The sequence below is a fragment of the Leptotrichia sp. oral taxon 498 genome, assembly GCF_002240055.1.
GTDB lineage: Bacteria > Fusobacteriota > Fusobacteriia > Fusobacteriales > Leptotrichiaceae > Leptotrichia > Leptotrichia rugosa.
This window is the reverse complement of record NZ_CP016753.1, coordinates 2040631-2056143: the sequence shown is the minus strand read 5'-3', so window position 1 is coordinate 2056143 and position 15513 is coordinate 2040631. Positions and strand designations below refer to the sequence as shown.

Genomic DNA, 15513 nt, shown 5'->3' with positions numbered 1-15513 from the left:
TAAATAAATTATTTTATGATTTTTTTACTCTGACTCCATATTTATAAGACTTATTCCAATATGGGCTTTTTAGAGAAGACATAACGACCCCTTTTGAAGAAGAGGCGTTTATAAATAATGTATTTCCAACATAAACTGTAGTGTGGTTAGTTTTTCCGCCGTTAGTTTTGAAAAATAAAATATCTCCTGGCTCCAAATTTTTATTTGCAACTCTTTTTCCAGATTTTACTTGCTGAGCTGAAACTCTTGGAAGCTCTTTTTTATATACTTCACGATAAACTTGACGAGTTAGGGCAGAACAGTCGATACCTTTTTTAGAATCTCCACCTAATGCATATTTTGTTCCTTTCCAATGACTATAAGATGTCAAAAGTTTTTTTTGCGTGAAAACTTTTTTCTTTTGAGCAGCTGTTCCTGAGTGAAGCACTTTTTCGTGATATTTTTTTAACTCGTTCATCTTTTCTACAACAAGTTCTGATTTATTATTTTTTGGAATTGAGTAAATTCCTGAATTAGAAGAAGTTATTTTTTTTCTTGAAATATTTTTTGATTTCGTATTTGCTGCTAAAGTTTTCTTTTTTATAGGTTTTTTAGTTTTTGAAACTTTGGCTTGCAAAGTTCCAGGAAGCATTGCGACCATCATAAAAGTCGTAGTTAAAAGTCCCTTTTTTTTCATAAATGTTAAAAATCCTTTCCTTGTTTGCATATTTTGTATTATTTTATATTTTAAATGTCGAACTTAGTAATTATAATTTTTAAACGACACTTGTAGTATTATATCATTAATTTTAAAAAAATAAAATTTTAAATTGATTAATTTTTTTTAATTTTAAAAGAAATTAAAAATGAAATCATTTGACAAATTGAGAAAAAGAGTATATAATAGCTTTAATAGTAAACTTCAGGGCAAGGTGAAATTCCTGACCGGTGGTTAAAGTCCACGAGCAAAGCTAAATATATTTTAGTTGCATGAAACGGTGCAATTCCGTTACCGACAGTACAGTCTGGATGAAAGAAGTGGTATAATATGTGAATTTAAGAAAAGAAAAATTTAACTATTAACATAAGTAAAAAATTCATAAAGTTATAAAAATTTCTTAAAATAATTTAAAGCTCTGGGTTAAAAATCCAGTTTTTTTTATTTTAAAAATAAAATTATAAAAATTAAAAACTAAATAAAATAGGAGGAACAAAAATGAGAACACTAGAGGGAAAATTTAATGGAAAAGGTTTAAAAATAGGAATTGTTGCAGGAAGATTTAATGAATTTATTACATCAAAATTGGTTGCAGGAGCAGTAGATGTACTGAAAAGAAATGATGTAAATGACGACGATATTGATGTTGCATGGGTTCCAGGAGCATTTGAAATACCTTTAATTACTAAAAAAATGGCTGAGTCAAAAAAATATGATGCAATTTTGGCGTTGGGAGCTGTTATAAAAGGAGCAACTCCTCATTTTGACTATGTTTGTGCGGAAGTTTCCAAGGGAGTTGCTCAGATTTCACTGCACACAGGATTACCTGTTATGTTTGGTGTGCTTACTACAAATAATATTGAAGAAGCTATTGAAAGAGCGGGTACAAAAGCAGGGAATAAAGGTGCTGATGCAGCATTTGGAGCATTAGAAATGATTGATTTGATAAAAAATATTGGATAATTTTATAATAAATATTTAAATATTTGATATTTCTAATTTTCTAAAATTAAATTTTAAAAACTTTAAAAATTAATAAAAAAAGGAAAATAAAAAAATAAAATGGAAGAAAATATTGACAAAAAATATATGAGAATGGCAATAGAACTGGCTAAAAAAGGAGAAGGAGCAGTGAATCCTAATCCCTTGGTCGGAGCTGTTGTTGTAAAAGATGGAAAAGTGGTAGGAAAAGGGTATCATAGATTTTTTGGTGGATCACATGCGGAAGTTTATGCATTGGAAGAAGCAGGGAAAGAGGCTTGTGGGGCTACAATTTATGTTACTTTGGAGCCGTGTTCACATTATGGAAAAACACCGCCCTGTGCAAAAAAAATAATTGATATGGGAATAAAAAAATGTTTTGTAGGTTCAAGTGACCCAAATCCACAAGTTGCTGGAAAAGGCGTGGCGATGCTAAAAAAAGCTGGGATTGAAGTCGTAGAAAGTGTATTAAAAGATGAGTGCGATAAATTAAATCAAGTTTTTTTTAAATATATAAAAACAAAAATTCCGTATTTGTTTTTAAAATGTGCAATAACTTTGGATGGGAAAATTGCTACAAAGACAGGAAATTCCAAATGGATTACAAACGAAATTGCTCGTGAAAAAGTTCAATTTTACCGAAATAAATTTATGGGAATAATGGTCGGCATAAACACAGTTGTGCTTGATAATCCAAGTCTTACAGCAAGGATTCAAAATGGAGTAAATCCTTTTAGAGTAGTTGTCGATCCACATTTAAAGATTGATGAAAATTGTAAAGTTGTAAAAAATAATGAAGATGAAAAAACTGTGATTATTACTTCGCAAAAAAATCAGTTTGTTGAAAATTCTGAAAATATTAATGACAAAGATTTTGAAATTAAGATGAAACAGAAAAGACTAAGTCAAAATAATAAAGTGAAATTTATATTTCTTGATAAAGAAAAATTTAGTTTTAAAGAAATGCTTGAAGAGATTGGAAAAATGGGAATTGACAGCGTTTTATTAGAAGGCGGAGAAAGTCTTATTTCACTTGCATTTAAAGAAGAAGTGATAGATGCGGGAGAGATTTTTGTTGCCAATAAAATTTTAGGAGACAAAAATGCAAAACCTTTTATTTCAGGATTTTCAAAAGATAAAATGGAAGAAGCTATTCTATTAAATAATGTGAAAAATAATATTTATGGCGAAAATGTTGGAATGAAATTTTATTTGAAAAAATATTCAGAAAAGTAAAAATTAAAATGCGTAGAAAATAAAGTTCTCTAAATTTAAAGGGAGGTGATTCATATATTTACAGGTTTAGTTGAAGAAATGGGAGAAGTGATAAATATTTCCAAAAAAGAAACAGGACTTGGCATAACTGTTAAAGGCAATGAAGTTACTAAAAAAGCAAAAATAGGAGACAGTATTGCGGTCAATGGAGTGTGTCTTACTGTTACAAAGATGAATGGTGAAGCTTTTACAGCGGATGTGATGTATGAAACAATTAATAGAAGTGGACTTAAACGAATAAAAATTGGAGATAAAGTTAATCTTGAAAAATCACTGACTCTGATAACATTTTTAGGAGGACATCTAGTTATGGGAGATGTTGACAGCGAAGCCAAAATCTTGTCGATTACTTCCAAGGGAATAGCAAAATTATATAAATTTCAGCTGGAAGAAAAGCACAAAAATAATATAAAATATGTGGTCCAAAAAGGTAGAATTACGATAGATGGAGCAAGTCTTACCGTAATTGATGTAGATGATGATTTAGGAACTTTTTCGGTGTCTTTAATTCCACATACGCTTGAAAATATTACGCTTGGGAGAAAAAAGGCTGGAGATTTTGTCAATATTGAAACCGATTTATTTGGAAAATATGTTGAGAAAATTTTGAAATTTGAGGAAATGGAAAATGGTAAAAAAGAAGAAAAATCAAAAATAACGATGGATTTTTTACAAAAAAATGGATTTTAAGAATTGAGCAAAATTAAGTAAAATAAAGGAATTTTTATTCCTTGTCAAAATGTAACAATTTATATTTTATAGCTAAAATAAATTATAAGTTTTGATTGGAGAGATAAAATGAAAAAAAATTTTAATAGTGTTGAAGAAGCTTTAGAAGATTTGAAAATTGGAAAACCAATTGTAGTTGTGGATGACGAAGATAGGGAAAATGAAGGGGATTTGATACTTCCTGCACAAGTTGCAACCTATGAATGGATGAGATTTATTATAAATGAAGCAAGAGGACTTATGTGTGTGCCAGTTTCCCACGAAGTAGCCGAAAGACTTATGTTGGATCCGATGACCCATCACAATACTGACCATCACGGGACGGCTTTTACAATTTCAGTAGATGCGGCTGAAGGGACAACAACTGGAATTTCGGTAGCTGACAGATTAAAAACTGTTCTGGATTTGGCAAATCCGAATAAAAAGCCAGAAGATTTTTTAAGACCTGGTCATATGTTTCCTTTGATTGCTAAGAAAAATGGAGTTCTGGAAAGACGGGGACACACTGAAGCCGCTGTGGATTTGACCAAACTTGCTGGATTTGAGCCAGTTGCAGTTATTATGGAAATGCTAAACAGCGATGGAACGATGGCAAGACGAGATGATCTATTTGTATTTTGTGAAAAACACGACATAAAAATTATTACAGTTGATGAATTAATTTTATACAGAAAAAATAACGAAAAGTTGGTAAAAAGTGAAGCAAGTGTTAAAATACCAACAAAATATGGGACATTTGACTTTATAGGATATAGCGATAAAATAGAAAATAAGGAATATATTGCTGTAATTAAAGGCGACGTGAAAGGCAAAGAAAACGTAAGCGTCAGACTTCATTCTGAATGTTTGACTGGCGATGTCTTTGGCTCGAAAAGATGTGATTGCCAAGCTCAGCTTCACAAAGCTTTAAATGAAATAGAAAAAAGGGGGCAAGGCCTTGTTATTTATTTAAGACAGGAAGGTCGGGGAATAGGAATTTTAAATAAATTAAAAGCATATAAACTTCAAGATGAAGGATTTGATACAGTGGAAGCCAATCACAAACTTGGATTTGAGGGAGATTTAAGAGATTATGCAGTGGCAGCTCAAATAATAAAAGATTTGGGAATAAAATCAATTTCACTTATGACAAATAATCCAGCTAAAATTAAGGGCCTTGAAGATTATAAAATAAAAGTTGTGAATAGAGAAGAAATTGAAATCCCTGCAAATGAAATTGATGGAAAATATTTGAAAACAAAAAAAGAAAAAATGGGACACATTTTAAAACAAGAATTATAAAATATTAATAAAATTACAGCATTTGATGTTGTAATTTTTTTATAAAAATAATTAAAATTTTAAAATATTTGTGATATAATTAATTGAAAAAGTAAAATAAAAAAAGATAAATTTAACTTTTTATTCTTTTATAGAAATAATATTATTAGTAGTTTTTATATATTTTAAATCGTATAAAAAAGTTTAAGAAGGAGGAAAATATGTTAAAAGAATTATTAATTGCAATGTTAATTGTTACGGGAGTATCTTCTTATTCATTTGAAATGCAGACGCAAGTGAAAGAAATTGAAAAAAATGTACCAAGAGCGGAAAAACCAGAATTAAATGATAATATAGAATATCCAATTGACAGATTAGGAATTACAGTAGTAGAAATCCGACCTTATGACAACAGTAAAGTTGAGTTAATTTACAAAGCCATGGAAGTGGAAGCGGTGATAAAAACAGGAATAAATACAAATTTAAATTATCCATTTGAAAAAGGAAAATTTAAATATAAATTAAAAAAAGTGCTCATAAGTAAAGAATTGATAAATAAATTAATACCTGAAAGTATAAATTTAGCAAAGGTAAATAGGACATTAAATGAGTTAGAAGCTAGGAAAATGGGAATAAAAGTAAATTCTGTTGAAATAAAATTTAATTTGAAAGAAAAAAATGCAAATAGAATTTATTTTAAAAATGGGATAATTTATATTGATTAATTAATTTAAAAATTTAAAAACTATTAAATGTAAATGAAAGCAGGAGGTAAAAAAATGGGTAAAAAAGCATTAATAATAGGAGCAGGAGGAGTGTCAAATGTCGTGTGTCATAAATGTGCACAAAATTCAGAAGTTTTTAGCTCCATTATGATTGCCAGTAGAACAAAATCTAAATGTGATGCAATTAAAGAAACAATCAAAAAAAGTAAATATGCAGGAAGAATTGATATTCAGACAGCTAAAGTTGATGCTGACAATGTGCCAGAACTTGTGGCATTAATAAATGAATATAAACCTGATATTGTGATAAATGTGGCACTACCTTATCAGGATTTGACAATAATGGATGCCTGTCTTGAAACTAAGACAGATTATTTGGATACAGCCAATTATGAACCGCTAGATACGGCGAAATTTGAATATAAATGGCAGTGGGACTATCGTAAAAAATTTGAAGATGCTGGGATTACAGCGATTTTAGGTTGCGGATTTGATCCAGGTGTGACTGGAGTATTTTCAGCTTATGCACAAAAGCATTATTTTGATGAAATTAATTATATTGACATTCTTGACGCAAATGCTGGAGATCATGGGTATCCGTTTGCGACAAATTTTAATCCTGAAATAAATATAAGAGAAGTGACTGCTAATGGAAGTTACTGGGAAGATGGAAAATGGGTGGAAACAAAGCCAATGGAAATTAAAAGAGTGTATAATTTTCCGCAAATTGGGGAAAAGGATATGTATTTGCTTCATCACGAAGAACTTGAGTCACTTGCATTAAATATAAAAGGTATTAAGAGAATTAGATTTTTTATGACTTTTGGGCAAAGTTACTTGACTCACTTAAAAGTATTGGAAAATGTGGGAATGACTTCGATTGAGCCAATTGATTTTGAAGGTCAAAAAATTGTGCCACTGCAGTTTTTAAAAGCTGTGCTTCCAGATCCTGCTTCACTTGGACCTAGAACTAAAGGAAAGACGAATATTGGAAATATTTTTAGAGGGAAAAAAGATGGAAAAGATAAAACTTATTATCTTTACAATGTCTGCACACATGAAGAATGCTACAAAGAAGTTAGTTCTCAGGCAATTTCGTATACGACTGGAGTTCCAGCGATGATCGGGGCATCTATGGTGCTTACTGGAGAATGGAAAAAACCAGGAGTTTACAATGTGGAAGAACTTGATCCTGATAAATTTATGGATGCATTAAATAAATTTGGACTTCCTTGGATTGAAGATTTTAATCCTGAATTAGTGGATTAGTTTTTGTGAAAATTTTTTTAAATCAAAAATTTTAACAAAATATTTAAATTAGGAGGAAAAGTGACAAAAAATAAATATATAGACATAGATATTACAAATCTTCCAACACCATCATTTTTGGTGGATGAAAGACTTTTGAAAAAAAATTTGGAAGTGCTGAAAGGTGTTAAAGATAGAACTGGATGTAAAATTTTGTTGGCGCAAAAAGGATTTTCGATGTTTTATTTTTATCCGTTAATAGCGCAGTATTTGGACGGAACTACAGCAAGTTCACTATTTGAGGCAAAACTTGGTTATGAAGAAATGGAAAAAAAAGTTTCTGATAAAAATATCGAAACTCACATTTTTAATCCAGCTTACAGAGATGATGAATTTGATGAAATATTAGATTTAACTAATCATATCGTGTTTAATTCGTTTAATCAGTGGGATAAATTTAAAGACAGAGTTTTTGCTAAAATAAAAGAAACTGGAAAAAAAATAAGCTGTGGACTTAGAATTAATCCTGAATTTTCAGAAGTTGAAACAGAAATCTACAACCCTGCAGGAAGATATTCAAGATTTGGAGTGACTTTGGAAAATTTTGACGAAAAAAGGCTTTCTGGATTAGATGGACTTCATTTTCACGCACTTTGTGAGCAAAATTCCGACGCTTTGGAAAATGTGCTAAAAATATTTGAAGAAAAGTTTGGAAAATATCTTTATGATATGAAATGGGTAAATTTTGGCGGTGGACATCATATCACTCGAAAAGATTACGACATAGAAAAGCTTGTAGAATGTATAAATCACATCAAAAATAAATATGATGTGGAAGTCTATCTTGAGCCAGGAGAAGCTGTCGCGTTAAACATAGGATTTTTGGTGTCAGAGGTACTGGATATGACAAAAAATGAAATTGATATACTTTTGCTTGATACATCGGCTTCGTGTCATATGCCTGATGTTTTAGAAATGCCGTATAGACCGTATATTTTCGGTTCTGGAATGCCAAATGAGAAAAAATATAATTATAGACTTGGTGGACCAACCTGTCTTGCAGGAGATATTATCGGAGATTATTCTTTTGATGAGCCAGTAAAAGTTGGGGATAAACTGATTTTTACCGATATGGCGCATTACAGCATGGTTAAAACAAACACCTTCAATGGAATAAATCTTCCGTCAATTGCAGTTTATACTGAAAAGGATGGATTAAAAGTTATTCGTACATTTAAGTATGAGGATTTTCGTAATAGGCTTTCTTAGTGAAAGGGAAAAATATGAAAAATATAAAAAATTATATATTAAAAATTGTTTTTTTATTGTCAGTAACAATAAATATTAATGCTGGAATATTGACGCATGAATTTAGGACAGAAGAATTTGGGAATATTGAAAAGACAGATAAAGATATTGTTATTTTGATGCACGGTATTTACAGTAAATTGGACAATTTGGAGTATATTGAGAAAAAATTGGAGGAAAATGGATATTCAGGAGTTAATATTCAGTATCCAACTACTAAAGATGAAATTCAAGATATAGCAAAAAAATATATTGAGCCAGAAATTGAGAAAAAAATTAAAATTTTAAATGAAATAAATAAAAAAAGAGTATCGGAAAACAAAAAAAATTAAAAATAAACTTTATAGTTCATTCAATGGGTTCAGTCGTTTTGAGATACCAGTTACAAGAAAATACTTTTGAAGAATTGGGAAAAGTAGTGTTTCTCTCGCCACCATCTCACGGAAGTTCAATGGCAGGAAATTTTTTTACAGAACTGTTAAGTCCATATTTGGGGAAAGCGATAAAACAGATAAATGTTCAAAAAGATAGTTTTGTAAATCATCTGAAAGAGCCAGATTACAACTGTTATGTCATGGTTGGAAATAGAGCAAATAATCCGTTATATTCGGTAATAACAGATGGAGAAAGTGACGGAGCGGTTCCAGTTAAAAGTGCAAAATTGGAAAACTGTAAATTTAAAATAATTGATGGGGAAAGTCATTCAAGCATTTTAAAGTCAGATAAAGTTATGCAAGAAATTTTGAAATATTTTAAAGAATAATTTAAAAAATTTAAAAAAAATAATTTTAAAATAAAGACTAGAAAAATAAAAAATTCTAGTCTTTTTTTTAAAAAACTAAAAATAAAAAAATTAAATAAAATATTTTCTTAATAAAGAGAAAATTTAGTGCTGGACTTATATTAATCTTTTTAGTATAATTAAGTATAAACTATTTTAAAAGGTGGAAGAAGAATGATAAAATCAATAAACAATATTACTTTACGACATTTAAACGGAGTTTATGTTCAAGAGCAAAAACTAAATATTGAAAAAGTGAGCAATAATAATACATTGAGTATTGCCGAGATGGCTACGATCATCAAAAAATTTCAAGGATATGGATATACTTTTGAAAAGGACTTGGCAGAGATAATTTTTAAAGTAGATAGGGATTATGCCATAGATTTGTGCCGTGAAATTCTGGAAAATATTGAAGATTTTAAGTCAGGTAAAGAATATGAAGTTTTTTATAAAAATTTTCCGAAAGATGTGATGAATATGGAAGAAGCGGATATTTATATAAATCAGATACTTCATTACTGGTTTGGCTATGTTCCAAAACATGAAAGTTTTAAGAACAAAAAAAAGTTTGAATACGAAGAAAGTGAACCAGCTCAATTAGTTGAACTTTCTCACTTAAAATTAGTAGTTGATTCTGATATTGAAAAATTGTTTTATAATTTACTTTCAAGCAATGTCACTTTGTCCAGTCAATATTTGGAAGATGTCTGTTTTTTGTCAAATGGATTTTCTGGCGATGAATTGGAGGAATATTCTAAAAATATTTTGATGAAGGAAACTCTTACGACGCTGTCAAGTTATGTTTGGGAAAAAAGAAAGATTTTAATTGGAGATTTTGACACGGCAACAGATGTTTTACGGTTTATTGCAAAGTTGTCAAATGAAGAATTGAATACGAAGTATATTCATTTTGCATATTTTAGTAGAACAGAATTGGATCAAATTATAAAAAAATTGGATAAAATAAAAAACAGTTTTCCTGATATTAAAAGATACAAAAAGCCGTGGCACAAGTTTTTTAAATTGAATGCAAAAAAAATTAATTTAAAAAAATATCCGAATGTTCAAAAAATTGTGAATATGTTATTTTCAAAATTTGAATATGAAACACCAAAAGGTTATTTTGACAGAGTGAGAAAAAATATTTCAAATATGTCAAATAAAGATTTAGAAAAATTTATTGGACTTTATTTAAAATTTTCTGGCGATTATACAAGACAAATTTTGTCGCTTTTGAATATTTCAAGTAAAAAACAATATCACATTTTGATAGATGGTTTAAAAAAATGTATGAAAGATGTAAATACAAGGGTTTTATTGCAACTTTATGACAGACTTTTAAATTTAAAGAAAAAAAATCAATTGGAAGAAATTAAAAAAAATAAAGAAATTGAAAAAGAAAAAATCAAAAACTTACAAATTTCAGAAGAAGAAAAAACTGTGGAAGAAATTTTTGAGAAAAAATCTTCACCTGAAAAACGCTCAAAAATTAGAAATGTTTTTAGAAATCTTGTTTTCAAGGAAGAACAGAAAAATGAATCTGATTTAGAAAATCGAAAAAATGATGAAGAGAAAAAAAGTAAAATTGAAATTTTTGAAATTCTTGAGAAAGAAAAAATCAAAAATTTACAGATGGAAATTCCAAGAGTTGTAAATAGTAAAGGAATTTGGAGGAAAATAGATGAGACAATATTTTTAAGTAATGAATTGATTGAAGACTTGGCGGAAGTTGTAAGAGATGGAATTAAAGAAAAATTAAAAGAAAAAGATGAGCTAAAAAAAGTATTTGTCGATGAGAGTTATAAAAATATTGTGGTCACAACGAGTGAAAAAGATAGCAACATCTCACTTCGTCCAATGACAAAAGGTTCAAAAATCAAATTTAACAGCGAAGCTGAGGTTTTGAGATTTTTTGTTGGCTGGAAAAATTTTGAAAAAGATGGCCTAAAAATCCGAACAGATATTGATTTATCTGCCGTTTACTTTGATTCTGAGTTTAAATTTTTAAATTCAATCGCATATTATAATCAGGTTGAAGAAGGTTTTGCTTTTAGTGGAGACATCGTAGATGCACCTTCTGGAGCACTGGAATTTATTGATATTTGTGATCTAAAAAAAATTAAGGAAAAAGGGATTAATTACATTCTAATGACTATTAGAAGTTACAACGGGTTTAATTTTAAGGAAATTAATAGCGTATTTGCAGGAGTTTTAGAACTTACAAAAGAAGAATCGCAAGATAGAGAAAATATGTTTAGCAGTGCAATTAGTCAAGGTTTTCAAATTTTGTCAAAAAATTATACAACTAGTACAATTTTGGTGGATTTACAAAAATTTGAATACATTTGGATTGATATGAATTTGCCTGTCAGCGAAAATTATAGAGAGCAAAATAGGCTTCAAAATAATGAAATAGCTTATCTTGAAGATGTTTTGAAATATTTTGTAAACAAAGAATATATGACAATGCATGATTTGATTGAGATGAATGTAAAAGCGAGAGGGACAAAAGTGTTTGATAAAGAAGTGGCAGATGTCGTATTTGATAAAATTGATGTGAACAATCCGCTTCCGCTTGCACAAATTTTAGCAGATTTTTATTAAAAAAACTTGATAAGTGTTAATTTTTATGTTAAAATAAACTAAAGATTATTGTTAAAAAGTTATTCCTACTTCTGAACTTTGTAGAGCACGAAAGTGCTAATCGGAGAGGAATTCCTGAAATATGGATTTCCTTTCAGACCTTAATATGAATAATTCACACAATAATCTTTGTTTAAATTTTAAAATAATAAAAAATAACAAGTAAAAAATTGCTGTAAAAAATTATTCTTACTTTAAAATTTTCTTTTTGACAAAATTGTGAATAATTCATACAGCAATTTTATTTATAAAATATTTTTATACTAAAGAAGGAGAAAGCTTGGTATGGCTGAAGGGAAAAAATTAAATATAACAATCACTTCCATCCTTTTGGGAGTTCTTGGCGCAGTTTTAGTTTCATCTAGTGCATTTTACATGGTATTGAAATTTGGAACTTTAACCTGGTCCTCAATTACAGTTACAACAATTTCCATATTAATTCTAAATTTTCTAAAAAACACAAATGACAAAGAAATAGCGATTACCCAGATGATTATGGGAAGTGGAACCACGATTGCGGCTGGGGTAGCTTTTACTATGCCAGTTTATGTTCTTTTTGGAGGAAGCCTTGAAAGTATTAATAGAGATACAATGTTTTTTACAGTTTTAGTTGGAAGCATCCTGGGTGGATTTGTGTCATATATTTTTAGAGCCAAGATGTTAGAAGAGGATAAACTCGAATTTCCTGTTGGAGAAGCCACTTTTAATGTGATAAATTCTGGAAAAAACATTCAAAGTTCCAGAGCGGTTGGATTTGGAGTGGGAATGAGTTCAATCGTAACCATTCTGCGGGATGCCAATTTTTCTAGAAGTAAACCATTAGTTCCAACAGTTTTTTTCTTAAAAAATGGTCTTAATTTTTATATTTCTCCAATGTTAGTCGGAATAGGCTATATTTTAGGGCTTTCAAAAACTTTTCTCTGGTTCTTGGGAGGAATTTTAGTTTATTTTATTTCAGATTTAATTTCAAAATTTTATGAAATAGATGATTTCGCAAATGTAAAATTTAGTTTGACTATGGGAATCTTAGTTGGGATAGGATTTTGTATAGTTTTTAAGACGTTTACATTTGAAAATTTTAAAAAAAATTCAAATATTTTGGTAAAACTTTTATTTTTGACAATTTTTTTTCTTTTTTTCACGAATATGATTTATAAAATACCGCTGTTTTTATCAATACTTTCGATGTTTTTAGTAATTTTTGCCGTAGTAATCTCTGGTTATACAACTGGAAAAACAGGAATAAATCCAATAGAAATCAATGCCATTGTGACAATTTCTTTAATATCATTTTTAAATAAGCTGTTTAATGGACTAAATATTTCTGGAGAAAGATATGTTGTGGGACTAACAACTTTGATATTATTTTTAATGGCATGTATTGTAACTGTTGCCAGTTCTTTTGCAGGAGATATTTTAAATAATTCTAAAATGTGCACAAAAGTTGGAATCAATCCAAGAGAACAGTTTTTGGCACAGATGATAGGGGCAGTTGCCAGCTCTTTTATAATAACATTTTTATTTCTTTTATTTTTTTCATCAGAAAAAACTTTATCATATGCTAGTTCCAACTTAAAAATTTCAATTATATTGGACTCTATAAATCAAATTCCGCATTTGAAAGTATTTTTTACAGGATTTTTAATAGGAGCGATTTTAAAATTTTTCAATTTTAATATAATAATTTTTGGAATAGGAATGTATATGCCATTTAGTTTTACATTGACAGTATTTTTTGGCGGTATGTTAAGTTTTTTAGCAAATCGGATTTCAAAAAGTTTTTATGGCAGAATGTTATTATTTTCAAATGGATTGATGGGTGGAGAAGTACTGGTCGGAACATTTTTAAGCTTGATTATGCTTATAAGTTAAAAAAATATTAATTTGGTGTAAAAATATTTGCAGTCTGTGAATTGAGAAGTTTAGAACACTAAAAAGTAGGTTAAGGATATTAAAATAATAAGGGAGTGTTTCGTAAATAAGAGAAACATTCCCTTTTAAAATTGATTTTTAATAAATAATGTAAAAATATCTATGGTTTCAAAAAATCTTATTTTTCACTAAAATAAATATTTATATTCAAACCATCAATTTTATCCTCTTCACTAAAATGAATGTCGCTAAATACAATTTTATATTTAGAATTTTTTGTTTCAGATAAATAAGTTAAATCATTTTCAGGAAGTTCGACGTAACTTTGATTTTGTTTTTTAGCTTTTTCTTTTATTTTTAAATAGACTTCAGTTGCAATTTTGTTTAAATCAATATTTAATACTTCAATATTTTTTTGAATATTTTTAATCATTAAATTTTTATTTTTTAATACTACTTTATAGTTTTCGTTGTCAAATTCTTTTGTTTCATTTGCATCCAATAGATACGAAACGCTAAAATCATATATTAAGTAATCATATCCCTTTGCTTCAGTCATTTTAATACCATCATTCATTTTTAAACTAATTTCAGAAATAACGCCTTTTTCTTGATTGTCAATACTTTCATAGCTTCTCCAGAAGTCGTTAGCGCCGATTACTTTCATAAAATCTTCTGGCTTTTCGTATGTTTTTCCTAAAATTTTTATTTTTTTCCATTTTAATTCTGAAGTATTGTTGTAAAAATAATCTATTACTGACATAATCTCATTTTTACTTTTTATGGAAACCTTATCATTTTTATTTGTAATTTTTCCATTTTGAATAATTCCATTTTTTATAAGAAGTCTTTCAAGCCGTTTATTTTGACTGTTTATAGAAACAGTTACCAAGTTAAATGGACTAAATACTGCGATTAAAATTGCAAAAATATATGAAATAAGTACCCATTTTACATCATTTTTTACAATGTACAAAATCATATTAAATAACAGCCAAATTACAAGAATTACCACTAAATATCGATTTTCTGTTATTCCATATTGAAAAATTCTTTCGTTTATTGAAAAAAGTGCCAGTAGAATAAGCGGTACTGAAATCATTGGAAAAAATTTTTTATAAAATTTTGCAAATTTATTTTTAAAAGTTATTGGAGTTACCATAATTATTATAAACAGACTAAAAGCTGTATACCATAAAACTAAGTGCGACACAACTCCTTTTGGCATTTTTAGTGTAAATATAATTTTTGCAAAGTATAAATATAAAATTGCTGTATAAAATAAGATTAATGGTATTAAAATATAGCAGATTAAAATTTCCACAATTTTTGGCAATGCATAATTTTCAAGACTTTCATCTTTTTCTTTTAATCTTGATACAAAAAATATTACCCCGAAAACTGCCGATGAAAACACGAGAGCATGAATATATAGTGTGTGTGAAAGATTTACAAGAAGGACATCGACTGTGCCTATTATGGCAGAAAATCCTAAAAATAAAACTAAAGCAAAACCTATTGTAATTATTTGATTTCCAACAACTGACTGCAAATATTTTTCTCTGTTTTCATTTCTGTAAACAATCGGAATCAAATAAAAAAGCACATAAAAAATCAATATTGTAGTGGTAATATTAATTATTTCTCCCGCAAAATAATTTTTAAAAAACATTTTTGAAACAAAAATAAACAAAATTGTTCCAAAAAAATTGATAGCTCTAAAGAATTTACGATTTTTATTTTCAAAATATTTTTCTCTTATAAGCTCAACTGTTGCAGAAAAAGGTATCGCTATGATTAAATATTCTATCCAAGTTTCTAGCTTATAATAGCTGCCTTCAATTGAAAATATTGTTACAATAAAAAGTATTAAACCAAATATCACAGTTACTGGAAATCTTTCTATTCCCTTTTTCATATCAGGAAACAAGTTTTTAAATTTTTCTTTAAGTTTCATAAAATCATCTCCTTATATTTTTGAAATTTTTTAT

General features: G+C 28.5%; 13 protein-coding genes and 1 riboswitch. Of the genes, 11 read left to right on the top strand and 2 right to left on the bottom strand.

Annotated features, from left to right (window positions below; translation table 11 throughout):
• Positions 1-13: 13 nt before the first annotated feature.
• The gene (locus BCB68_RS10085) at positions 14-676 is read right to left on the bottom strand and encodes a C40 family peptidase (protein ID WP_094080658.1); all 663 of its coding nucleotides are present in this window, start codon (positions 674-676) and stop codon (positions 14-16) included.
• 217 nt (positions 677-893) lie between these two features.
• Positions 894-1024: riboswitch (FMN riboswitch) on the top strand.
• Positions 1025-1195: 171 nt separating this feature from the next.
• Here BCB68_RS10085 and ribH point away from each other — a divergent pair.
• From ribH to BCB68_RS10030, 11 genes are all read left to right on the top strand, one after another.
• On the top strand, positions 1196-1660 hold the full coding sequence (ribH, locus tag BCB68_RS10080) for a 6,7-dimethyl-8-ribityllumazine synthase (RefSeq protein ID WP_094080657.1): 465 nt from the start codon (positions 1196-1198) through the stop codon (positions 1658-1660).
• Positions 1661-1759: 99 nt separating this feature from the next.
• Positions 1760-2914, top strand: coding sequence for a bifunctional diaminohydroxyphosphoribosylaminopyrimidine deaminase/5-amino-6-(5-phosphoribosylamino)uracil reductase RibD (ribD, locus tag BCB68_RS10075; RefSeq protein ID WP_172826474.1), 1155 nt, complete (start codon positions 1760-1762; stop codon positions 2912-2914).
• A 54-nt stretch (positions 2915-2968) separates the two neighbouring features.
• Positions 2969-3643 (top strand): riboflavin synthase, encoded by a 675-nt coding sequence (locus tag BCB68_RS10070; protein WP_094080835.1) that lies wholly within the window; start codon positions 2969-2971, stop codon positions 3641-3643.
• A 108-nt stretch (positions 3644-3751) separates the two neighbouring features.
• Positions 3752-4963 carry a bifunctional 3,4-dihydroxy-2-butanone-4-phosphate synthase/GTP cyclohydrolase II gene (locus tag BCB68_RS10065; RefSeq protein ID WP_094080656.1) on the top strand — a complete coding sequence of 404 codons (1212 nt, stop codon included), beginning with the start codon at positions 3752-3754 and terminating at the stop codon, positions 4961-4963.
• A gap of 200 nt (positions 4964-5163) precedes the next feature.
• A complete protein-coding gene (locus BCB68_RS10060) occupies positions 5164-5667 on the top strand; it encodes a hypothetical protein (RefSeq protein WP_094080655.1) in 504 nt (167 codons plus the stop codon).
• 54 nt (positions 5668-5721) lie between these two features.
• A complete protein-coding gene (locus BCB68_RS10055) occupies positions 5722-6936 on the top strand; it encodes a saccharopine dehydrogenase family protein (RefSeq protein WP_094080654.1) in 1215 nt (404 codons plus the stop codon).
• Positions 6937-6996: 60 nt separating this feature from the next.
• Positions 6997-8184 (top strand): carboxynorspermidine decarboxylase, encoded by a 1188-nt coding sequence (gene nspC / locus BCB68_RS10050; RefSeq protein ID WP_094080653.1) that lies wholly within the window; start codon positions 6997-6999, stop codon positions 8182-8184.
• Positions 8185-8198: 14 nt separating this feature from the next.
• Positions 8199-8555 carry a hypothetical protein gene (locus BCB68_RS10045; RefSeq protein WP_094080652.1) on the top strand — a complete coding sequence of 119 codons (357 nt, stop codon included), beginning with the start codon at positions 8199-8201 and terminating at the stop codon, positions 8553-8555.
• Positions 8556-8578: 23 nt separating this feature from the next.
• Positions 8579-8986, top strand: a complete 408-nt coding sequence (locus BCB68_RS10040) for a hypothetical protein (protein WP_094080651.1) — start codon at positions 8579-8581, stop codon at positions 8984-8986.
• Between the two features lie 192 nt (positions 8987-9178).
• A complete protein-coding gene (locus BCB68_RS10035) occupies positions 9179-11611 on the top strand; it encodes a TerD family protein (protein ID WP_094080650.1) in 2433 nt (810 codons plus the stop codon).
• 324 nt (positions 11612-11935) lie between these two features.
• Positions 11936-13522 (top strand): OPT/YSL family transporter, encoded by a 1587-nt coding sequence (locus BCB68_RS10030; RefSeq protein ID WP_094080649.1) that lies wholly within the window; start codon positions 11936-11938, stop codon positions 13520-13522.
• Positions 13523-13700: 178 nt separating this feature from the next.
• Here the strand turns inward: BCB68_RS10030 and BCB68_RS10025 are convergent, their stop codons facing one another.
• Entirely contained in the window at positions 13701-15479 is a 1779-nt protein-coding gene (locus tag BCB68_RS10025) for a DUF4153 domain-containing protein (protein WP_094080648.1), read from the bottom strand.
• Positions 15480-15513: the final 34 nt, after the last annotated feature.